General features: G+C 58.4%; 26 protein-coding genes and 1 tRNA gene. 19 read left to right on the plus strand and 8 right to left on the minus strand.

The annotated features are described in order from the left end of the window. The first annotated feature begins 1 nt into the window (after position 1). From ACR3EM_RS03215 to ACR3EM_RS03225, 3 genes are read left to right on the plus strand one after another with little or no spacing between them, the layout of a single operon-like run. Positions 2–553 carry a 6,7-dimethyl-8-ribityllumazine synthase gene (locus ACR3EM_RS03215; RefSeq protein WP_480469376.1) on the plus strand — a complete coding sequence of 184 codons (552 nt, stop codon included), beginning with the start codon at positions 2–4 and terminating at the stop codon, positions 551–553. Further along, positions 550–1,032: a transcription antitermination factor NusB gene (gene nusB, locus ACR3EM_RS03220; RefSeq protein WP_480469377.1), complete on the plus strand. Its 483-nt coding sequence runs from the start codon at positions 550–552 to the stop codon at positions 1,030–1,032. The genes ACR3EM_RS03215 and nusB overlap by 4 nt, the downstream gene beginning before the upstream one ends. 59 nt (positions 1,033–1,091) lie before the next feature. Beyond that, positions 1,092–1,397, plus strand: a complete 306-nt coding sequence (locus tag ACR3EM_RS03225) for a hypothetical protein (protein ID WP_480469378.1) — start codon at positions 1,092–1,094, stop codon at positions 1,395–1,397. A gap of 215 nt (positions 1,398–1,612) precedes the next feature. Here ACR3EM_RS03225 and ACR3EM_RS03230 read toward each other — a convergent pair whose 3' ends face one another. Together ACR3EM_RS03230 and ACR3EM_RS03235 are read right to left on the minus strand one after the other, a co-directional pair. Next, a complete protein-coding gene (locus ACR3EM_RS03230; RefSeq protein ID WP_480469379.1) occupies positions 1,613–2,038 on the minus strand; it encodes an SRPBCC family protein in 426 nt (141 codons plus the stop codon). After that, positions 2,035–2,355, minus strand: coding sequence for an ArsR/SmtB family transcription factor (locus tag ACR3EM_RS03235; protein WP_480469380.1), 321 nt, complete (start codon positions 2,353–2,355; stop codon positions 2,035–2,037). Before ACR3EM_RS03235 ends, ACR3EM_RS03230 begins: the two co-directional genes overlap by 4 nt. A gap of 105 nt (positions 2,356–2,460) precedes the next feature. Between ACR3EM_RS03235 and ACR3EM_RS03240 the strand changes: the two genes are divergently transcribed. Then, complete coding sequence (locus ACR3EM_RS03240; RefSeq protein WP_480469381.1) at positions 2,461–2,892, plus strand: MmcB family DNA repair protein; 432 nt, start codon at positions 2,461–2,463, stop codon at positions 2,890–2,892. On the opposite strand, the gene ACR3EM_RS03245 is transcribed toward ACR3EM_RS03240, so the two are convergent. Next, complete coding sequence (locus ACR3EM_RS03245) at positions 2,889–3,077, minus strand: DUF6324 family protein (protein WP_480469382.1); 189 nt, start codon at positions 3,075–3,077, stop codon at positions 2,889–2,891. The genes ACR3EM_RS03240 and ACR3EM_RS03245 overlap by 4 nt on opposite strands. A gap of 78 nt (positions 3,078–3,155) precedes the next feature. Between ACR3EM_RS03245 and ACR3EM_RS03250 the strand changes: the two genes are divergently transcribed. The 7 genes from ACR3EM_RS03250 to ACR3EM_RS03280 all read left to right on the plus strand — a co-directional run bounded on the left by ACR3EM_RS03250 (position 3,156) and on the right by ACR3EM_RS03280 (position 7,763). Continuing rightward, entirely contained in the window at positions 3,156–3,638 is a 483-nt protein-coding gene (locus ACR3EM_RS03250) for an N-acetyltransferase family protein (RefSeq protein WP_480469383.1), read from the plus strand. Positions 3,639–3,685: 47 nt separating this feature from the next. Beyond that, a tRNA-His gene (locus ACR3EM_RS03255) sits at positions 3,686–3,762 on the plus strand. A gap of 92 nt (positions 3,763–3,854) precedes the next feature. Further along, positions 3,855–4,874: a tRNA dihydrouridine(20/20a) synthase DusA gene (gene dusA / locus ACR3EM_RS03260; protein WP_480469384.1), complete on the plus strand. Its 1,020-nt coding sequence runs from the start codon at positions 3,855–3,857 to the stop codon at positions 4,872–4,874. A 28-nt stretch (positions 4,875–4,902) separates the two neighbouring features. Continuing rightward, entirely contained in the window at positions 4,903–5,727 is an 825-nt protein-coding gene (locus ACR3EM_RS03265; RefSeq protein WP_480469385.1) for a sulfite exporter TauE/SafE family protein, read from the plus strand. A 23-nt stretch (positions 5,728–5,750) separates the two neighbouring features. Next, a complete protein-coding gene (locus ACR3EM_RS03270; RefSeq protein WP_480469386.1) occupies positions 5,751–6,506 on the plus strand; it encodes a hypothetical protein in 756 nt (251 codons plus the stop codon). Positions 6,507–6,542: 36 nt separating this feature from the next. Next, on the plus strand, positions 6,543–7,271 hold the full coding sequence (locus tag ACR3EM_RS03275) for a SpoIIAA family protein (RefSeq protein WP_480469387.1): 729 nt from the start codon (positions 6,543–6,545) through the stop codon (positions 7,269–7,271). A 279-nt stretch (positions 7,272–7,550) separates the two neighbouring features. Beyond that, positions 7,551–7,763 carry a hypothetical protein gene (locus tag ACR3EM_RS03280; RefSeq protein WP_480469388.1) on the plus strand — a complete coding sequence of 71 codons (213 nt, stop codon included), beginning with the start codon at positions 7,551–7,553 and terminating at the stop codon, positions 7,761–7,763. Here ACR3EM_RS03280 and ACR3EM_RS03285 read toward each other — a convergent pair whose 3' ends face one another. From ACR3EM_RS03285 to ccmI, 3 genes are read right to left on the minus strand one after another with little or no spacing between them, the layout of a single operon-like run. Then, positions 7,764–7,997 carry a DUF1289 domain-containing protein gene (locus tag ACR3EM_RS03285; RefSeq protein WP_480469389.1) on the minus strand — a complete coding sequence of 78 codons (234 nt, stop codon included), beginning with the start codon at positions 7,995–7,997 and terminating at the stop codon, positions 7,764–7,766. Positions 7,998–8,014: 17 nt separating this feature from the next. Beyond that, positions 8,015–8,479, minus strand: a complete 465-nt coding sequence (gene ruvX, locus ACR3EM_RS03290) for a Holliday junction resolvase RuvX (RefSeq protein ID WP_480469390.1) — start codon at positions 8,477–8,479, stop codon at positions 8,015–8,017. Beyond that, positions 8,476–9,696 carry a c-type cytochrome biogenesis protein CcmI gene (gene ccmI / locus ACR3EM_RS03295; protein ID WP_480469391.1) on the minus strand — a complete coding sequence of 407 codons (1,221 nt, stop codon included), beginning with the start codon at positions 9,694–9,696 and terminating at the stop codon, positions 8,476–8,478. The genes ruvX and ccmI overlap by 4 nt, the downstream gene beginning before the upstream one ends. A gap of 176 nt (positions 9,697–9,872) precedes the next feature. On the opposite strand from ccmI, the gene ACR3EM_RS03300 reads away from it, so the two are divergent. The 4 genes from ACR3EM_RS03300 to ACR3EM_RS03315 all read left to right on the plus strand — a co-directional run bounded on the left by ACR3EM_RS03300 (position 9,873) and on the right by ACR3EM_RS03315 (position 15,152). Next, the gene (locus ACR3EM_RS03300; RefSeq protein ID WP_480469392.1) at positions 9,873–11,117 is read left to right on the plus strand and encodes a sarcosine oxidase subunit beta family protein; all 1,245 of its coding nucleotides are present in this window, start codon (positions 9,873–9,875) and stop codon (positions 11,115–11,117) included. 88 nt (positions 11,118–11,205) lie between these two features. Continuing rightward, complete coding sequence (locus tag ACR3EM_RS03305; protein ID WP_480469393.1) at positions 11,206–11,535, plus strand: sarcosine oxidase subunit delta; 330 nt, start codon at positions 11,206–11,208, stop codon at positions 11,533–11,535. Between the two features lie 43 nt (positions 11,536–11,578). Next, complete coding sequence (locus tag ACR3EM_RS03310; RefSeq protein WP_480469394.1) at positions 11,579–14,593, plus strand: sarcosine oxidase subunit alpha family protein; 3,015 nt, start codon at positions 11,579–11,581, stop codon at positions 14,591–14,593. After that, positions 14,586–15,152, plus strand: a complete 567-nt coding sequence (locus ACR3EM_RS03315) for a sarcosine oxidase subunit gamma (protein ID WP_480469395.1) — start codon at positions 14,586–14,588, stop codon at positions 15,150–15,152. Before ACR3EM_RS03310 ends, ACR3EM_RS03315 begins: the two co-directional genes overlap by 8 nt. Positions 15,153–15,261: 109 nt before the next feature. Here ACR3EM_RS03315 and ACR3EM_RS03320 read toward each other — a convergent pair whose 3' ends face one another. Next, complete coding sequence (locus ACR3EM_RS03320; RefSeq protein ID WP_480469396.1) at positions 15,262–16,029, minus strand: FkbM family methyltransferase; 768 nt, start codon at positions 16,027–16,029, stop codon at positions 15,262–15,264. A 101-nt stretch (positions 16,030–16,130) separates the two neighbouring features. On the opposite strand from ACR3EM_RS03320, the gene ACR3EM_RS03325 reads away from it, so the two are divergent. From ACR3EM_RS03325 to ACR3EM_RS03335, 3 genes are all read left to right on the plus strand, one after another. After that, positions 16,131–16,730, plus strand: coding sequence for a superoxide dismutase (locus tag ACR3EM_RS03325; protein ID WP_480469397.1), 600 nt, complete (start codon positions 16,131–16,133; stop codon positions 16,728–16,730). A gap of 164 nt (positions 16,731–16,894) precedes the next feature. Beyond that, positions 16,895–18,070 carry a S41 family peptidase gene (locus ACR3EM_RS03330; protein ID WP_480469398.1) on the plus strand — a complete coding sequence of 392 codons (1,176 nt, stop codon included), beginning with the start codon at positions 16,895–16,897 and terminating at the stop codon, positions 18,068–18,070. A gap of 287 nt (positions 18,071–18,357) precedes the next feature. Continuing rightward, positions 18,358–18,810, plus strand: a complete 453-nt coding sequence (locus tag ACR3EM_RS03335) for a baeRF12 domain-containing protein (protein ID WP_480469399.1) — start codon at positions 18,358–18,360, stop codon at positions 18,808–18,810. Positions 18,811–18,859: 49 nt separating this feature from the next. Here ACR3EM_RS03335 and ACR3EM_RS03340 read toward each other — a convergent pair whose 3' ends face one another. Continuing rightward, complete coding sequence (locus ACR3EM_RS03340) at positions 18,860–19,411, minus strand: LOG family protein (protein WP_480469400.1); 552 nt, start codon at positions 19,409–19,411, stop codon at positions 18,860–18,862. 126 nt (positions 19,412–19,537) lie between these two features. Here ACR3EM_RS03340 and ACR3EM_RS03345 point away from each other — a divergent pair, with 126 nt between their 5' ends. After that, positions 19,538–20,893 (plus strand): LysM peptidoglycan-binding domain-containing protein, encoded by a 1,356-nt coding sequence (locus ACR3EM_RS03345; protein WP_480469401.1) that lies wholly within the window; start codon positions 19,538–19,540, stop codon positions 20,891–20,893. Positions 20,894–20,905 lie beyond the last annotated feature (12 nt).

The following is a 20,905-nucleotide window of genomic DNA, read 5'->3' on the forward strand; positions in this document are numbered from 1 at the left end:
CATGGCTGAACAAGACAAGCACGGCATTCTGCCGACGCCGGCATTCGACAAACCGGTGAAGCTGCTGATCGTAGCCGCTCCGTTCTATCGCGCTATCGCTGACAATCTGATTGCGGGTGCCAAGGCCGAGATCGAGGCCGCTGGCGGTACCTGCGAGGTTGTCGAGGTGCCCGGCGCGCTGGAGATTCCCACCGCCATCGCCATGGCGGACCGTCAGTGCAATTTTGACGGCTATGTCGCGCTGGGCTGCGTCATTCGCGGTGAAACCACGCACTACGAAACCGTCTGCAATGACTCGAGCCGCGCCATCCAGCTGATGGGCCTGCAGGGGCTGTGCATCGGTAACGGCATCCTGACTGTCGAGAATGACGATCAGGCCGAGGTCCGCGCCAACCCCGAAAAGATGAATAAAGGCGGTGGCGCAGCTGCTGCGGCCTTGCATCTGATCGCGCTCAGCCGTAAGTGGGGCTCTTCCAAAAAGGGCGTGGGCTTCAAGCCGCCGTCCGAGTCCATCCTTGTGGCGGGCGACAGCAACGGATCCACGACAGCATGACCCAGACAGACGCGCCGAAACCGGCCAAACAGAAACGCCTGATGAAATCCGCCGCCCGGCTTTATGCCGTGCAGGCGCTGTTCCAGATGGAGCAGTCAGGCCAGACGACCGAACAGGTTGTGAATGAGTTTCTGGATCACCGGTTTGGCGCTGTCTATGAAGGCGAAGAAATGCTGGATGGCGATATCAGCGTCTTCCGCAAGCTGGTTGATGACGCTGTGAACTATCAGGCGCCCATCGACCAGATGACCGACCGGGCTTTGGTGGCAAAATGGCCCATCGCGCGCATCGATCCGACACTGCGCGCTGTGTTCCGTGCGGCTGGTGCAGAGCTGACCCAAAGCGATACACCGCCGAAAGTCGTCATCACCGAATTCGTTGACGTGGCGCGTGCGTTCTTCCCCGATGGTAAAGAGCCCAAATTCGTCAACGCCGTGCTCGACCACATGGCGCGCGAGGCCCAGCCCGAGGCGTTCTGACGCCTTTACCGCGACCAGACATGCGCTAAACTGAATGTCAGAGCGCAAGGAGGTTCGCCATGCCCAAACTGGTCCGTCTCTATATCACGCAGGTTGCTTGGGGTTTTGTCATCTCGGCTGTGTTTGTCGGGGTGCTGCTGGCACTCAACGTAGCCAATCTGCGCCACCTCATTACCAGTTCGGAAATCGGTCTGATCGCACTTGCGATGATCTGGTTCATGAACGGGATTGTCTTTGCGGGTGTTCAGTTCGCCTATGCAATCATGAGCATGGCGGAAAAGCCCAACAAACCACGCGGCGGAACACCTGTTGCGCATGGGCTGAAGCCAGCGCCCATTAAGCAGGAAGCCCACACAGGGCGCTGAATTTTCTGGAAAATATGTGGCGGGACCACCAGTCAACCGTGCGGTTTGATTCCCGAGGACCTGTATGTACAGGTGGGCGCCAGGTAATCAGGCCAGGACCTGAACAGAGCCAGCCCCCTCGGAATTGCTTAAGGCCACCAGAATGCTACCTGTCACAAGAAGGGCAGAACCCGCCACAGGCCTAACTAGGGCGTCTGACGGGTTCGCACAAGGGGTCAGGCGTCAACAGTTTCGTGCAAGGCTGTGCGCATCTTGCCGAAATGTTCGTCCCAACCATTGTCCAGCGCAAGGATCAGACCGAAAGCGTCAGCACTCTGTGGCAGTCCTTCGTGAACTAGCGCGAGGCGAGTGCCGCCCGCAACAGGCTCCAGCGTCCATTTCACAACGCTGACGGCATCACCCATCGGTTTCACTGTGAATGTGTATTCCAGGTAATGCGGTTCACGGGCTTCGCGCACTTCACCCCAGATCAGAAGGTCTCCGCTCGTGGTGCCGAACATCTCGAGCTTTTCTCCTGCCGCAAGAGGGCGCTGTGGTTTATGGAACCATTCGGCCAGACGCTCGGGTTGGGTGAGGTAGGCCCAGACGGTTTCAGGCTCGGCACGCAGGAAGATGGTTTTCTGCAATACGGCGTTCGTCATTTCTTATTCCTTTCAATGGCTTCTTTCAGATTGGCAAGGCGGTCGTCCCAGAACCGGTCGAAGAAACTGAGCCAGTCCAAGACCGGAGCCATCCCTTTGGGTTCAAGGCGATTGATACGTTCACGCCCGCGAGCCTCGACGGTGATCAACCCGCCGTCCGATAGTACGGTCAGGTGCTTTTTGACGGCGGCGCGGGTCATGTCAAAGCGCTCGGTCAATTGCGCGATCGTCATATCCTGCGCCGCCAGCATCTGAACGATGTCGCGGCGGGTCGGGTCCGCCAGTGCGCGGAACGCGTTTTGGGTCTGTGTGTTCATCGGGCACCTCAGATTAGATACCATTTGGTTTCATATTATTGCGATACCAAATGGTACTGTGTCAAGTTGCTTGATTTTTGTTCACGAATTGTTCACATTTGAAGCATGACACTCGACCTGCAACCCGGACAGAGACTTGCGCGCGGCGTATCGCGTCACTTAGCGACCCATGGCTATGTTTCGATTGAAGAATTCGTCCCATCCCGCGGGCTGCGAGTGGATGTGATGGGCCTGGGCCCCAAGGGTGAATTGTGGGTGGTCGAATGCAAGTCTAGCCGCGCCGATTATCAGTCGGATTCCAAGTGGCAGGGCTATCTTGAATGGTGTGACCGATTCTTCTGGGCGGTTGATACGGATTTCCCGACCGAGCTTTTGCCAGCGGAAACAGGTCTGATCATCGCCGATGCTTACGACGCGGAAATCGTCCGCATGGGGCCTGAAAGCAAACTGGCCCCGGCGCGACGCAAGAAGATGGTGCAGAAATTCGCAGTGGATGCGGCCCGTCGCCTGCAGACCCTGCGCGACCCTCGGATTTAATCTTTGACCGCCCGAGCTGCCTGCGCGGCCGCGCGGATTTCCTCGGCGATTTCTTCGGCTTCTTCAGGATCGAAATCCATTGGTATCTCGACACCGGAGCCTTCGATGAACAGGCGTACCATGCCATGATCGGTCGGGCCGATCTGCAGGTTCGCTTCGATATCGCGTTCGGTGTTAATACCCATGTTCGCCTCCGGGAAATGCGTCTTGGTGCTAACGTGCGATGGGTTGAGAATCAAGCGGACTATGAGGTCGGATAAAGCATGGAGACGATCACTCTCAGACCATTCCGCGCCGGGGATGCGCCGTGGTTGGTTGAACAGCATGATGCGCTGTATACCCGCGACGAAGGATTTGATGACAGTTTTGGCCCTCTGGTGGCCCGCATCTTAGAGGATTACATCGCGAACAACGATCCGGCTTGCGAACAAGGCTGGATCGCCGAGCAAGAAGGCCAAAGGTTAGGCAGTATTTTCTGCGTCAAGCAGGATGATCAAACAGCCAAGCTGCGCCTGTTTCTGTTGGTGCCGGAAGCGCGCGGGAAGGGGCTGGGAAAACGGTTGCTGACCACTTGTATGGGCTTTGCGCGCGAGGTTGGATATCACGAGATGGTGCTTTGGACGCATGAAAGCCATGCAGCCGCCTGCGGGCTTTACCGTGCTTACGGATGGGAGCTGATTAACAGCAAGCCGGTGCATTCTTTCGGAGTCGATCTGGTCGAACAAAGCTGGCGAATTCGGCTTTAATCCCCTTGCAATCCCCGCACGCCTTCGCTAAATCGCCCTTCACGAGTGCCGCCTTAGCTCAGTTGGTTAGAGCGCTGGATTGTGGATCCAGAGGTCCCCTGTTCAAGCCAGGGAGGCGGTACCATTTCCCAAAACCTCAGAACGGTTTGCCCTATGCAAGTCTTTCGGTATATCCGGTGCTTGGCAAAAGCCGCATCCTGAAGACATGAGCATGACATGCCGGAAAAACATTCCATAGACATCCGCAGAAGCGCACGCCTGAGCGTAGCGCCCATGATGGATTGGACTGACAAGAATTGCCGGTATCTGCATCGTTTGCTCAGCGCTGAGACCCTGCTTTATACTGAAATGGTCACGGCACCTGCTCTAGTGCGCGGCGGCGCGCTGCATCTGCTGGACTATAACCCGCAGGAGCATCCGGTTGCGCTGCAGCTAGGAGGTTCGGACCCGCAGGAACTCGCGAAAGCGGCACAAATGGGGGCCGAGGCCGGATATGACGAGATCAACCTGAACTGTGGTTGCCCCTCGGACCGGGTCCAGTCCGGGACCTTCGGCGCGGTGCTGATGCGTGAGCCCGAAAGGGTTGCAGACTGCGTTGCGGCGATGCGTGAAGTGGTGGACATCGAGGTCACTGTGAAATGCCGCATCGGCGTGGACGAACAGGAACCCGCGGAGGTTCTGCCTGCATTCCTTGACCAAATCCGCTCGGCGGGATGTGATCGGGTCACGATCCATGCGCGCAAAGCCTGGTTGCAGGGGCTAAGCCCAAAAGAAAACAGGGATATTCCGCCTCTGGATTATGAGCTGGTGCACCGGATGAAGGCGGAATTTCCGGATATGCATATCTCGATTAACGGCGGTATCACGTCGCTGACGCAGGCGCAGGAGCATCTGAAGGCCGGGTTGGATGGCGTCATGATCGGGCGCGCGGCCTATCACCAGCCGACGGATATTCTGGCTGCGGCTGATCCGCTGATTTTCGGAACTGGGAAGGTTGCCGACCCCATCGAGGTGGTGCAAGACATGCTGCCCTATGTCGAGGCGCATCTTGCCAAAGGTGGAAGACTGCACCAGATCACCCGGCATATGCTGGGGCTGTTCGCAGGACGTCCGGGTGTGCGGGTCTGGCGGCGGATGCTGTCCGAGGGTGCCGTGCGTGAAAACGCGGGACCGGAAGTGATCTTGCAGTCTCTGGACTCCGTCGCGGGGGTGTCACAGGTGGAACGGGTGGTTTGAGACGGCCCTGGGCCGGTATGGGGGAATAATGCCCGAGACGATGTTGCTGGCCCAGATGCTGGGCCTTTTGCTTGTGATCGGCGCCTTTGCCGGGGTGCTTGCCGGGCTGCTGGGCGTGGGTGGCGGAATCGTTCTGGTTCCAGCTTTTTTCTATGCCTTTCAAACGCTTGGATATGGCGGGCCGCAGTTGATGCAATTGTGTCTGGCAACATCTTTGGCGACGATCATTGTGACCTCAATCCGGTCGGTATTGAGCCACAACAAAAAAGGTGCTGTCGACTGGAGCATCTTGCGCGGTTGGGGACCGGGAATCGCGGTGGGGGCGGTGATTGGTGTTCTGGTGGCGTCAGCACTACGTACGGAACTGCTGCAGGCGCTGTTTGGTGTGCTTGGTATGGTAATCGGCATCTATCTTGGCCTGGGGAAATCTGAATGGCGGTTGGGGGATGCTATGCCAAAGGGGGTGCGCCGGGCCGCACTCTCACCCTCGGTCGGGTTTCTCTCGGTTTTGATGGGCATTGGTGGGGGCAGCTTCGGAGTCCCACTGATGAGCCTCTATAACATCCCCATCCACCGCGCGGTCGCCACGGCTGCCGGATTTGGTGTGATCATCGCGGTGCCCTCGGTGATTGGATTTATGTTTCTGAGCATTGCGCCGGAACACCGCCCACCATTGACCATCGGAGCGGTCAATCTGGTGGCCTTTGGCATCATCGTCGCCATGACCATGATCACCGCGCCCTGGGGCGTGAAACTGGCCCACGCGATGGATCCGAAACCGCTGAGGCGGGTCTTCGCAGTGTTCCTGACTCTGGTTGCGCTGAACATGTTGAGAAAGGCATTGGGGTGGTAGAGGCCTTTCACCACCGGGGATGGGTGAAGTTCCCTTACGAACAGGCTTTGGCGGATTGGGTCGAGCATGCTCTGCCTGTGGCACGAACCTCCGTCACTGATCCGGCGCATGCTGAATGGCATGATTGCGAGGGGACGTGGTTCATCGGGGTCGATGCGTTGGAAAATGACGTGCAGGGCAGGGTGGCTGGCTCTCCGGCTCTGGCTGGGTCGGCGATTGCGCTGGCGCATCAGCAATATGGGCCGATTGATCTGCACAAGGGGCAGGTCTCGGTGATTTACCCGGGTTACCCGCGGCCCCGGCGCGGCGAAAGTGAAGGCGCTGCGCGATATCGCGCTCGGCGGGATGCGGCACATGTGGACGGATTGAAGCCGATGGGGCCTGACCGGCGGCGGCGAGTCGATGAACCGCATGCGTGGATATTGGGAATCCCGCTGACTGAGGCCAGTGCTGATGCAGCTCCAATGGTGGTTTGGGATGGCAGTCACAAAATTCTTGGTGAGGCGTTTCGCGCGGCGCTGAAGAGTATTCCGCAGGATCAATTGGCAAGCGACGATATCACCGACATCTATCAGGCTGCTCGGCGTGAAGTGTTCGAGACCTGCCCGCGAATCGAACTGCCTGCGCGCCCGGGTGAGGCTTATCTGCTGCACCGCCATTGCCTTCATGGCGTCGCGCCCTGGGCCGAAGGGGCGCAGGCCGGGCCCGATGGCCGGATGATCGCCTATTTCCGCCCCGAGCTTCCCGGTGGAGTGGCGCAATGGCTCGAATCCCCGTAACTTCCTGCCATTCTTTGGTTTTGGAGGGTTGGTTCGATGATTACGGTTCACACAAACGCCGATGGCACCCTGATCGAGGTTGAGCTGTCTGGTGAAGTCACCAGCACCGATTATGCGACAACGCTTGTTCCCGCGATCGAGGCTGCACTGGAAGAGCATGACGCCATTCGCCTTCTGGTAATCGTGACATCCGAGTTCAAGGGATACGATCTGGGTGCGGCCTGGTCGGATACAAAGCTGGGGCTCAGCCACTGGCGCGGGTTCGACCGGATTGGAGTTGTGGCCGATCAGGGGTGGGTGCAAACCAGCGTCCGTCTGGCCGCGCCGATCCTGCCTTGTCCGGTGCATGTGTTCGACATATCCGAACTGGAAGGAGCCCGCCGTTGGATTCGCGAATCCCTGGGCGCGATCCATGTGACCGATCTGGGCGGTCCCTGTATTCAGATCAGCCTGATGGGAAAGCTCGATTCCGAAGAATACAAGCAGGCGCAGATTGATCTGGATGCATTGTTGCAAAATCGCGAAGGATTTCGGCTGCTGATTGATCTGCGGGAATTCGACAGCTGGCAGGGATTGACGGCGATGGGCGCGCATTTCCGCCTTGCCGCTGGGCATATCGGGCAGCTGGATCGCGCCGCGATTGTTGGAGACAGGACCTGGCAGAAGATGGCGCAACGTATGGCGAGCCACGTTCTGGGTACCCGCACCGAGTATTTCTCTGCGGAGGATTATGAGCACGCCAAATCCTGGTTGGTGGCAGGCTGATCCGTCAAGGCTTTAAAGGTACGATCAAAGTGACGCGGCGTTACAAATCACGCAGCGTTTATCCGTGTAATTTCGGCAAGGCATTGAAGTGTCATAAGGAAACTTGGGCGAAGCAGTTTTCTGCTAAATTATCGCAGCTTTTCCCCCTTATTCCCCCTCCGCGGTTCACTACATGCGCCGCATTGCTGCTAACAACCCAGATTTGCAGGTGCGCTGTATTGTTGACCTCATGAGGTGAGCAACCGCTGGCATTTGTCTGGACTCGGTGGGAGGAAAAAGATGCTTTTGAAGAAGTTGCTTTCCAGTGTTTTTGACGGAAGTTCCGTGTCCGCGTCACCGCGCAATCGGTCGGGGCACGATCTGTCCCAGCAGATCAGTGACAGGAATCGGATGGAAAAGACCGAGATTATGGAGCTGTTTCAGCGTGATCTGTCGCCAACGCCTGAGTTCTACAAAGCCCGAGAAAAGCAACGACCTGAAATACGCAGATGATCAGTCACGATTCAGTCGCGCGGCGCGTCCGCCGCGGCGCTTTGCCAGACGCGGTTTGCGGTCCGGCAATTCCTGCATGATTTCTGCACGTTCGGAACTGTCCATCTTGGACCAGCGGGTGATCTCATCAATAGTACGATAACACCCGGTGCAGATGCGTTCGGTCGGATGAACAACGCAGATCTGGATGCAAGGGCTTTCGACCTCGTCCCGTTTCCAAACCATGTTTGTCATCTGCGTTCCCTCATCCGTCAAAGAAAGCGCAACCTATCCAGCGCCCCTTGCAAGATATAACCAGCTGCGACGTGATCAATAACCTGTCCGCGACGCTTTCGTGTCGTATCCGCCTCAAGCAGGGCCTTTTCTGCGGCAACGGTGCTCAGACGTTCGTCCCAGAAACCGATGGGAAGGTTCGTCAGGCGGGTCATATTTCGCGCAAATGCACGGGTGGACTGGCACCGGGGTCCTTCGCTGCCATCCATATTGCGGGGCAGGCCGAGGACGATTCCGCCGATCTCACGCTCGGTCACGATTTCGATCAGCCGTGCGGAATCCAGGGTGAACTTTTTGCGCCGGACCGTCTCAAGCGGGGTGGCCACGCCGCGCATCCGGTCCGAGACGGCAACGCCGATGGTCTTCTCACCCAGGTCCAGCCCCATCAGGGCGGACATCGGAGCCAGAGACGCAGCGAAATCTTCGAACGCGTCATGGATCATTGCGCGATTCCGGCTTGCAGCGCGGCAGCGTCAATCATCTGCAGCGCCTCGGCGTCGCCAGCGAACACCTCCATGGCCTCGTTTCTGATGTCTATGGCGCGCTGACCCTCGCCCAACACACCCAGAGCGGCAATCAGGCGTGCCCATTCTTCAGGCGTTCCGCCTTCGGTCGCCAGACGATCCGAGAGGCCATCAACCATGCCCCGTATCATCTCCTGTCGTTCTTCCGGCGACATCTCGGCGGCAGCACTTACGTCGTCCTGACTGGGGCCGGATGCTGCGGAAAAGTCGGGCGCGTTGAACACCCCGGCGCGGAAGGCCAACTCATCGATCTGTGCGCGGATCGCGCTCGCCCAGGGCGCGCCAGCTGGGGCGTCGTTCAAGGTCTCAAGCCAAACGCGATAGGCCATGTCAGGCCGCCCGGTTTGCGCCAGCATCTGACCCCAGTAGTACCGGGCCGGGCCGAGGGTCGGGTCACGCTCCAGCGCCTGACGCAATGCGGTTTCAGCTTCGGGAGAGACATATCCTCCGGCAGCCAGAATCATCATTTCAGCCAGATCAGAATAAGCTTCGGCCGGAGCGTTCGCGCCAGACAGCTCAATGACTCGCGATTGCGCTTCGTAGCCTGCCTTGAAATTTCCGGCGTTGGTTTCGTGCTGCGCCAGAAGGATATGCCCCTGCAGATCATCCGGGCGTTCGGCCACAGTTTCACGCAGGCGGTTCAGCAAGGTGGCATAGTTTTCTTCCAGTGGAGGCACCTGAACCGGCGGTGCCAATTCCTCGGATTCAAGCTGGCTGAGACGGTTGGTGCGCAGATCGTCGGCCATCTCCAATCGGGCGGTCAACGGCATGTCAGGGAAACCTGCAGCCCCCATCTGGCGATACATCGCCAATGCGCCACCCACCAGTATGATTGCTATCAAGATCAAGGCGATGACGGAAACTGCGCGCGATGGCCCCGCAGCCGAGGCCTCGCCCCGCATCTGTGCATCCGCGGCCAGAATGCGGCGTGAGATTTCGGTGCGCACGCGTTCGGCGTCTGCGTCAGCGATCACGCCACGCGCCAAATCCCGATCAACGCCCGCAAGCTGTTCGCGGTACACCCTGAGGTCATAGGCAGCTGCCGGCTCTTCCAAACGGCGGCCGCGCAACAGAGCGAACCCCAGAAATCCGGCGATCAGCAGGGCGATGAGGAATATGAGAACCCAGAACGGCATGGTCCCTCCGAAAATGTTGCCCTGATTTAGACCTCTGAGCCCGCCGACAAAAGGGACAAATGGCCGCGAGGTGCGCTCATGTCGCAATAGTGCATTATTGCGACGTTGTGCGGCGTGGGTAAACTGTCCGGGCACGGCATATCTGCGCCCAATCACCGAACCGGATGGATTCGCTTATGAAACACTACTCAGCCTTTGCTGTGGCGCGTGAAGCGCTGCGCTATCACACCGGGTGGGAACGCGCCTGGCGTTCGCCCGAGCCGAAGAAGCGTTATGACGTCATCATCGTTGGTGCCGGCGGGCATGGCCTGGCGACGGCCTATTACCTGGGCAAGAACTACGGCATCCAGAATGTTGCCGTGATCGAGAAAGGCTGGCTGGGCGGTGGCAACACCGGTCGGAACACGACTATCATCCGGTCGAACTACCTGCAGGACCCGTCGGCGGCGATCTACGAAAAGGCGCGTAGCCTGTATGAAGATTTGAGCCAGGAGCTGAACTATAACGTCATGTTCAGCCCACGCGGCGTGATCATGCTGGCGCAGACTCAGCATGAGATCCGTGGTTATCAGCGTACGGCGCATGCGAACGCACTGCAGGGTGTGAAAACCGAGTGGATCGGCCCCGAACGTGTCAAAGAACTGGTGCCGATCATCAATCTGGAAGGCCCGCGCTATCCGGTTCTGGGCGGGCTCTGGCAGGAACGTGGCGGCACCGCGCGGCACGATGCCGTGGCATGGGGCTATGCCCGCGCCTGTTCAGCCATGGGCATGGACATCATCCAGAAATGCGAAGTCACTGGCGTACGGTCCGAGAACGGTCGTGTTGTTGGGGTCGACACCACAAAAGGGGCCATCGACTGTGACAAGCTGGGCGTTGTAGTTGCTGGACACTCGGGTCAGTTGGCCGAGATGGCTGGCTTCCGTCTGCCGCTGGAAGCCGTTGCGCTGCAGGCGCTGGTCTCTGAGCCGATCAAACCCTGCATGGATGTGGTCGTGATGGCCAATACCGTTCACGGCTATATGTCTCAGTCCGACAAGGGCGAGATGGTGATTGGCGGCGGTACGGACGGGTTCAACAACTACACCCAGCGGGGCTCGTTCCATCACATCGAGGAAACCGTCCGCGCATTGGTCGAAACCTTTCCGATGATCTCGCGTCTGAAAATGCTACGCCAGTGGGGTGGGATTGTGGATATGACCGGCGACCGTTCGCCCATTCTGTCGAAAACACCGCTGCAAGGCTGCTTTATCAATGCGGGTTGGGGCACCGGTGGTTTCAAGGCCATTCCGGGGTCGGGTTGGGGCATGGCACAGCTGATGGCTACGGGTCATTCGCCGCTGACCGAAGCCTTCTCGCTGGACCGCTTCAAAGAGGGCCGTTTCATCGACGAAAGCGTCGCGGCCGGGGTGGCGCACTGATGAAGATTTTTCGTCGAAAAATCTCGCACGCCCGTCATGCAGATTTCGCAGGCAGCCTCGTCTCGCCTGCTGCCAAGAGGATGATCACATGCTGATCCTGAATTGCCCTTATTGCGGCGTCGATGCCGAAGAAACTGAGCTGGCCGCTGGCGGCGAGGCGCATCTGAAGCGTTATGGCCCGGGCTCGTCGGATGATGAGTTCCACGACTATCTGTTCATGCGCGAAAACCCAAAAGGCGTCCATTTCGAACGCTGGCGTCATGCCAATGGATGCGGCAAGTGGTTCCACGCCGCGCGCTGCACGAATACGCTTGAGGTCTTTGGCACCTATCCGGCGCAGACCACCGAACCGCCGCAAGAGATCAAGGACGCCATCACCGCCAAACGTCCCGGCTGGACGTGGAGAGAATACGAATGATCCACACAGCCATCCGTAATACCGCCTGCGAAAGGTCCGCATCATGAGCACCCGTCTCGCAAAACAAGGCCGCCTGATCGATCGGTCTAAAAAGGTTTCTTTCACCTTCAACGGCACCTCTATGCAGGGCTTCGAGGGTGACACGCTCGCGTCTGCCCTGTTGGCCAATGATCAGATGATGATGGGCCGTTCGTTCAAGTACCACCGCCCGCGCGGCGTTGTCGCCAGCGGTGCGGAAGAGCCGAACGCTCTGGTCGGTCTCGGTGAGGGCAACCGGTTCGAGCCGAACCAGCGCGCCACCACGACCGAGTTGTTCAACGACCTGACATCCGTGTCGCAGAACCACTGGCCAAACCTCGAGTTCGACATCGGGTCAATCAATACCCATTTGTCGCGCTTTCTGCCGGCTGGCTTCTACTACAAGATGTTCATCCATCCGAAGCCATTCTGGAAGCACGTCTACGAGCCGTTTATCCGTCAGTCTGCAGGTCTGGGCAAAGCGCCGGACAAGGACAACCGAGATGCGGACACCTATGAGCATTTTTACCACTTTACCGATGTTCTGGTGATTGGTGGCGGTGTCGCAGGTTTGCAAGCCGCCAAGGTGGCGGCCCAGTCCGGTGCCAAGGTGATGCTGATCGAGCAGACCGCGCATTGGGGCGGTCGCGCTCCGGTTGATGGCGGAACCATCAACGGTGAGCCTGTGGATAAGTTCGTGGAACAATTGGTTTCCGAACTCGAAACAATGGACAACGTGATCATACGCAATCGCTGCATGGGCGCGGGGGTCTATGACCACGGTTATGTGCTCGGGTATGAGCGCCTGACAGACCACAAGCCGGGTACGCAAGGCCCACGTCATCGCCTGTGGCGCATTCGTGCGAAACAGGTCGTGACCGCGACCGGTGCCATCGAGCGTCCGCTGTCATTTGCGGGCAACGATGTGCCGGGCGTCATGCTGGCGTCGGCCATGCGCGACTATGTTGTCAACTGGGGCGTAACACCGGGTGAGCGCGTGATTGTCGCCACCAATAATGACGACGCTTACCGGACCGCGATCATCCTGAAACAGGCCGGTGTGGATGTCCTGCGTGTGGTTGATGCGCGCGACACGGCCGGCCCCCTCGCCGAAGAGGCGCGTCAGCTGGGTATCCGCGTTGATCCCGGCAAGGCGATCGCCAAGGTCAAAGGTGGCAAGCGTGTCAAGAAGGTTGCCATCTGTAATCAAGAGGGAATTGGCGGCGCTCGGGAAGAGGTCGAATGTGACGCGGTCGCCATGTCGGGCGGTTGGTCCCCGGTCGTGCATATGTGGTCGCATTGCGGTGGCAAGCTGATCTGGGATGAGGCCAACGCGCATTTCCGCCCCGACCCATCGCGTCCTCCGCTGGGGGCCGATGGCGAAGGTTTCGTGCTCGCCGCTGGGGCCTCGAACGGTCCGCTGGCTTTGGGCAAAGTTCTGACCGATGCGGATGCAGCGGGTAAAGCGGCAGCCAAGGCAGCCGGGTTCAGCGCGAAGCGCACCAAAGCGCCGGTTGGCGAAACCACAGCCGAAGCCCCGATGGCAGCCGTCTGGCTGATGCCCTCGAATGCCGAGATTGGCCTGCGCATGAAATCGTGGCTGGACTTCCAGAACGACGTGAAAGTTTCGGACGTTCAGCTTGCCGCACGCGAAGGCTATGAAAGCGTCGAACACACCAAGCGTTACACAACGCTAGGCATGGCGACGGATCAGGGTAAGTTAAGCAATATCAATGGACTGGCGATCCTTGCTGATGCGTTGGATTCAGAGATCCCAAAAGTCGGCACCACCACCTTCCGCCCACCTTATACCCCCATCTCGATGGCGTCGATTGGCGGTGAGGCGCGTGGTGAGGTGTTCCAGCCGATCCGTCAAACCCCGATGCACAATTGGCACGACAAGAACGGCGCGGACTGGGAGCCGGTCGGCCATTGGCGCCGTACATACGTCTATGTCCGTCCCGGTGAATCCGTGCATGACGCGGTGAACCGTGAGGTCAAGAACACCCGCGAAAACCTCGGTCTGCTGGATGCGTCGACACTGGGTAAACTGATCGTCAAAGGCCCCGATGCGGGTAAGTTCCTCGACATGATGTACACCAACATGATGTCCACGCTAAAGGTCGGCAAATGCCGCTATGGCCTGATGTGTTCCGAGAACGGCTTCCTGATCGATGACGGCGTTGTTGCCCGTATCGACGAGGACACATGGCTATGCCACACCACCACCGGTGGGGCCGAGCGTATCCATGGTCACATGGAAGAATGGCTGCAAACGGAGTGGTGGGACTGGAAGGTCTATGTGGCCAACGTGACCGAGCAGTACGCTCAGGTCGCCGTGGTTGGCCCTAATGCCCGCAAGGTTCTGGAGAAACTTGGCGGCATGGATGTCTCAAAAGAGGCGCTGCCGTTCATGGAATGGCGCGATGGCAAGATCGGTGACTTCGATTGCCGCGCCTATCGTATCTCGTTCTCGGGCGAGCTGTCCTATGAAATTGCCGTGCCTGCAAGTCAGGGGCAGGCGTTCTGGGACGCGCTGATGGATGCAGGCAAAGAGTTCGGCGTGATGCCATACGGCACCGAATGTCTGCACATCCTGCGGGCCGAGAAGGGCTTTATCATGATCGGTGATGAGACCGATGGCACCGTGATCCCGCAGGATCTGGGGCTGCACTGGGCGCTGTCCAAAAAGAAAGAAGACTACCTCGGCAAACGCGCCCATTCGCGGACCCACATGGCTGATCCTGAACGCTGGAAACTGGTCGGGTTGGAGACTGTGGATGGATCGGTTCTGCCCGACGGTGCTTATGCAGTAGGCGAGGGCGTCAACGCCAACGGTCAACGCAACATGATTGGACGTGTCACCTCGACCTACTACTCGGCCAATCTGGTTAAAGGTATCGCCATGGGCCTGGTCAAGCACGGCCCTGACCGTATGGGCGAGATTATCGAATTCCCGGGAACGGACGACAAAACTTACAAAGCCAAGATCGTGGACCCGATCTTCTATGATAAGGACGGGGAGAAGCAGAATGTCTGAACCCATCAGCGCACTGAACCACGCCCGCTATGACGGTATCGCCAAGGTCGAGGAATGCGGCCTGCAAGGCATGATCACGCTGCGCGGAGACCTGTCCGACAAGGTGCTGGCCAAGGCGGTCAAGGACGCCACCGGGCAGAAGATGCCTGGTCAGCGAGAGGCTCTGGTCGAGGGTGATACCGGCGTGTGCTGGATGTCCACCGACGAGCTACTGGTGCTTGTGCCCTATGCTGAGGTGGAGGCCAAACTGGCCGCGATGACCAACGCGCTTGGCGGTACGCATGCGCTGGCCGTCAATGTCTCGGATGCCCGTGCGGTGTTTACGGTCTCGGGCAGCAAAGCGCGCGAAGTTCTGGGCAAGGTTGCTCCGGTCGACCTGTCTCTTGCGGCGTTCCAACCGGGCCAGATCCGCCGTTCGCGCCTCGCGCAGGTGGCTGGTGCCTTCTGGATGGACGACGCCGAGACCTTCCGCATCGTTTGCTTCCGTTCCGCCGCGGATTATGCCTTCAAACTGCTGAAGGTTGCGGCGCAGCCTGGCAGCGAGGTCGGGGTTTATTAAGCCCTGATCGCCTGATGATATGTGGGTGCGGGGGCTTTGCCCCCTCGGCCTTCGGCCTCAATCCCAAGGCACTTCTGTCTAAATGAAAGTCGGATCTCTGTCTCGGGTGTCAGGGGTTCGCGCTGAACAGGAATGTCGGGAACTGAGTGAGTGCACGCTGGCCCGTGAGGGCTGACTTGCCGGTTTCGCCTGTGTGTGGGTCGTGGCAATGGCGATAGAAAGCCAGGTCTTTTGATAGTTTGTTCATAGCTGCGCTGCGGTTGTCTGCGCTCAGATAAGGTGCGTGCGTTGAGAGAAACAGCGCAGGGTTATCTATTTTTAACCAAGGCAGCAGAGAAGGCAGGACCGAAAATTCAGCGCCTTCGATATCCATTTTGACCAAAGACACGTTAGACAGGTCGACGGATTCAGAAAATTGATCCCAACCGACAGTGAGTGCGTCAGTGCCATGGCTTCCGTCGTGGAGCAATGACGAGGTGGAATCACCTGCCTCTCCGTGTGCCGATGCCATTCGGGTCACCCCAAACCCCTCAGACAAGGCGATGCTGAAGGCTGATACGTTGCGGATGTCGTTCAACTCTAGATTCCAGACCAAGTGGCGGTAAGCCACTGGGTCAGGCTCAAAACACCAGACATGGCGAGCGCGGCGCGCGGCGTATAGGACCGTAGGGCCGATCCATGCACCAATATCGAGATAGTCATGCTCGGGCGACAGACATTGGTCCAGCACCGAAAATGTCTCGGGCTCCCACCGCCCGGCTGATGCCTTGCGCCAGAATTTCGAGTGGTAGGGGTCCAGGCGAAAAGGTTCACCATTCAGGTTGCCCGCATAGTATCCGCGGGCGCGATAGAACATTTTGCGCGCCTGTGTCAGCATCGCGGGCCTCCGGGTTTTCTTGTCTCAGCCCTTGACCTGCGGCATTTGCCAAAGCATGTAACCTTTGGAAACCGCAACATTCATTTCAACAGGGGGCCGAGATGGCTTTTGAACTTCCTGATCTTCCTTATGCACATGACGCGCTGGCAGCCAAGGGTATGTCCGCAGAAACGCTGGAATATCACCATGACCTGCACCACAAGGCCTATGTCGATAACGGCAACAAGCTGATTGCGGGCACCGAGTGGGACGGCAAGTCGCTGGAAGAGATCATCGTCGGCACCTACGACGCGAACGCCGTCGCTCAGAACGGTATCTTCAACAACATCAGCCAGCTGTGGAACCACAACCAGTTCTGGGAGATGATGGGCCCTGACGGTAACGCGATGCCCGGCGAGCTGGAGAAGGCTCTGACCGAAAGCTTCGGTTCGGTTGACGAGTTCAAGTCGCAGTTCAGCGCCGCTGGTGCCGGTCAGTTCGGTTCTGGCTGGGCATGGCTGGTTAAGAACGCAGACGGTTCGCTGGCCGTAACCAAGACCGAGAACGGCGTGAACCCGCTGTGCTTCGGTCAGACCGCCCTCTTGGGTTGCGACGTGTGGGAGCATTCCTACTACATCGATTTCCGCAACAAGCGCCCGGCCTACCTGTCGAACTTCCTCGACAACCTGGTGAACTGGGAAAACGTCGCATCGCGGATGTGATTTGATCCAAACGGGATCAAAAGTGGCCTGCTGGCGGTGACGCTGGTGGGCCTTTCGTTTTAAATGGGTGTTTCTATTGCTGTGGTGGTGCTTCGCAAACGGCGTCAAATGACAGTTCTGAGCTTAATCTAGACATTGACGAACGGCTGTGCCCACTGTGGGCCATGTCGCTGACGGAAGACCTGAAGCAAATTCTAGAAACTACCCTGCCAACCGATCCCAGTTTTCGGCGGATCGAGAAAGCCGTGATAGACAGCTGCATTAGTGACTGCAGACGATACGCTTTGGAAGGCTCAAAAGAGGCCTTTCTGATTTCCGCGATGCGCCTATTGGCACTTCCCAACAATGGGCACACACGGCTGATCCCGAATGATGCGATCTCGGTGCTCCCGCTGAGGTTCGTGAGCGTGGGGCGTTCGGTGCAACTCATAGGGGCGGCACCAAGGGTAACTGCGCCGCGAGGCGAGTTGATTGCAGTCAACGGCGCAGCTTTGAGCCAAATCGAAGCCGCCTCAAATGAGTTTCTGGCGGGAACGCGCCAAAGAAAACGGGTCATCGGATCAATTCTTCTGGCTTGGCCGTATGCTCTGGCTCATCTGGGGTTTTCTTCAAAAGACGATACGACCGAGTATCGCGTGCAAGACGAGAATGGGCGGATAACCGGTTTCAAAGTGGAAAATGGATATACCGTTCCTGCATCAACGCTCTACCCGAGAAACGAACACGGCAAGGTTGATCCGGCCTGGAAACCTAAGAGATTTGTGGAGATTGAGGACTGGCAGGGATTGGGGCTTTCAATAGTGTTGCCAAGTTTCTTTGATCCAGACGAAAGTGCGCTGCCGAAAGCTATCTCGGGTGCAGCAGAACATGTACGCGCCTGGCCGGACAAAACGCTCTTGATTGACATTCGTGGAAACACTGGTGGCGACTTTCTTCAAACGATGCCATTGATCGACGCCATCTCGGAAAACGCAGGCAGTCAGGTTGTTGTGCTTGTCGATAAATTCACGTTTTCCGCAGCGATCGTGTTTGTAGCCATCCTTAAACGTCGTGTGAGAGATAGGCTCAAACTCATCGGGGAAGAAATGGGTGATGGGTTGAAGTTCTTTGCTGAGGGTGGGCTGCTCGATTTGCCGACAAGCGGAGCGGTCGTTCGATACTCATCAGCCTTTCACGACTGGAAGAATGGAACGACCGACGAAACCACTCCGTCCGAGATCGTGCAGCAAATCGTAGCCGCCGGGGCACTGAACTTGGATCGGGAATGGGTCGCAGGACCTGCTGATGCGGATGCACAAGGCGCGTTCTACCAACGAGTACTCAAAAGCCTGAGCGATTAGACGAACTGCCAGTAAGCCCGCTTGGCTGACTCTACAGATTGTGTCATGCGAACGTGCTGATCCAACTCGGCGACGCAGCCGCGAGAGAAAACCTGCCGATACGTCAACTTTCGACCCAAGACCTATTGTACCGGCCCGCACAACCCCTAGCTATAGTATGCGGAGGGAGAGAACCGCCAATACATTCAGGACTGATCACGCAGCGCGCGGAAACATCTAGATCGCGCGATAGATAAGCTGTGTCCAGGGGACGGGGAAAGCCACGTCAATCTTTGCAGGAGACTATAATGGCCGCACTTGAACAGGGAACATGGGTTATCATTGCTGATGGGGAAAAGGCTCTGGTGATGGAGAACATTACCGACGCGCAGGACCCCAATCTCGTTGTCGTATCCGTCGAGGAGCAGGAGGTGACCCCGGCAAAACCCTCCGACAGGGCAGGGCGCAGGTCCGATACCGGCCCTAATCAGAAATCCGCCGTGGAAGAGGATACCTGGAAGGCTCACGCTAAATCCCTGTTTGTTCAGGACGTGGCCAATCTGCTGAACCGGAAGGGGCTGAAGGGGGCCTATAAGCGGTTGGTTCTGGTCGCCAGTCCCCATGTGCTGGGCCTGTTGCGGCGCAGGTTGCATAGCGAAGTATTGGCGAAAGTGGTGGCCGAGGTGGACAAGACTTTGACCAACCATCCGCTGCACAAAGTCGAACGCATCCTCAAGTCGCGGCTTGCAAAGCCCGCCTGACCATCAAGCGAAGGTACGGGCGGTTACGACCGCCCGATTGCCTGTCTTTTTAGTTAAGAAAGTCACGCAGCCGAGCCATGGCCTCATCAGGCGTGCCGACCCAAGTGATGAAGTCGGCCAGTGACGTATCGGCAAAGCCCTGATTGATCACCTGATCTAGCAGCGTATGCAGCGCATCCCAGTAGCCGTCGACATTCAGCACCAGAATGGGTTTGTCATGCAGACCCAGCTGCCGCCATGTGAGCGCCTCGAACAGTTCATCCAGCGACCCGGGGCCGCCGGGCAGCACGATCACCGCATCTGCGTTCATGATCATGACCTTCTTGCGCTCGTGCATGGTCTCGGTGACCACAAATCGCGTCAGATCGGTTTTGCCGACTTCGCGCTGCAGCAGGTGGACAGGGATGACGCCGAATGTGTCTCCTCCGGCAGTTTGTGCAGCACGCGCAACCTCACCCATCAGTCCCACATCTCCTGCGCCGTAGACCAGACGCCAGCCTTCGTTGGCCAGCAGGGTGCCGAACGACCGGGCCGCCTCGGAATAGGCCGGACTCGCACCATTGCGTGACCCGCAATACACACACACGGATTTCTGGGACATGGGTCGGTCTCTCTGCTCTTGTGTTCGGGGTTTTGACCCCTGATAGCGGGATTGATAGGTTGGCTCAACCGTCTGTCGGAATGCTTGGCTGTCAAAGCATTTACGCGACGGAGTGAAAGGAAAAGAATGAACGCCAATTCGGGAAGCGGAAGCTCGGGCACCTTCATCTGGGGGCTGGTTGCCGGGATTGTTGCAGTGATCGCCGCTGGCGGATTGTACTTGTCGGGTATCTTCGGCACAGCGCCAGAGCCACAGACGCCTGAGGTGGCCGAGGTGGCTCAGCCAGACGAAGAGACGGCTGAGGCCACGCCAGAGCCCGAAGCCGGGCCGATCGAAGAGACGCCATCCGAAACGGTTGAGGCGGAGCCAGAAAACGAAGAGGTCGCGGCCCCCGCCGTGCAGGCGCCTGTTCTGGATCAGATTTTTGTCGAACCCGACGGCAACGCCGTTCTGTCAGGCAATGCCGAACCGGGGGGCGAGATCATCGTGCTGCTGGACGGAGAGACCGTGCACAGCTTTGTCGTGGATAACAGTGGTCAATTTGCCGAGTTTGTTACGATCCCGTTTGCAGATGCTGCGCGTGGGCTGGTGCTGGAAGTACAGGGTGATGGTGAACCCGTGCGGTCGGATGACTATCTGATTGCGGCATTGCCGAAGCCACCTGCGCCTGAGGAAACCACTCCTTCCGTTGAAGAGCCAAGCGTTGAAGTTGCCGAGGCCGAGACGACCCTGGAAGCACAGGAACCGAATGAGGAAACCACCGAGGCGGTGACGGAATCAGAACCCGAAGCGCCCGCGTCGGAGACTGCTGAGGCAGACACGACAGACGTTGCCAGTGGCGAAACGGATGTGACTGAGCAGGCTGAGGCGACGCCAGAGCCGCAACCTGAGGCGGAAGCATCGCAAACCTCCGAAAGCCAAGATCAGCAGATCGCGGTCATCCGGTCCGGAGAAGAGGGCGTCGAACTCGTTCAGCCTCCAACCGTTACGGATGTCACGCCCAAGCAGATTGCTCTGGATACGATCGGCTACTCGGATACCGGCGACGTGGAACTGACGGGTCGCGCACAGGATGGATCGGCCGTGCGCCTTTATCTCGATAACCGGCTGATCGCCGACCTGCCACCCGCGCCGGACGGCCAGTGGCGTGGCGAAGTCGAAGGCATTGATCCGGGTGTTTACACCTTGCGCGTGGATGAAGTCGCACCCGATGGTACCGTGGTCAGTCGGCTTGAAACACCGTTCAAACGCGAACCCGTCGAAGTCTTACGCGCCGCCGAAGAGACCGAGCAGGGCGAGACCCCGAGCGAGACGCCTCCGATCCGGTCTGTCACGGTACAACAGGGTGATACACTCTGGGCAATCTCGCGTGAGCGGTTTGGCGACGGTATCCTCTACGTCAGGCTGTTCGAGGCAAACCGCGATTCAATCCGCGATCCAGACCTGATATATCCGGGGCAGATTTTCACAATCCCCGAGTAACACTCTGCCTCG

This window comes from Ruegeria sp. AH3, from assembly GCF_056536265.1.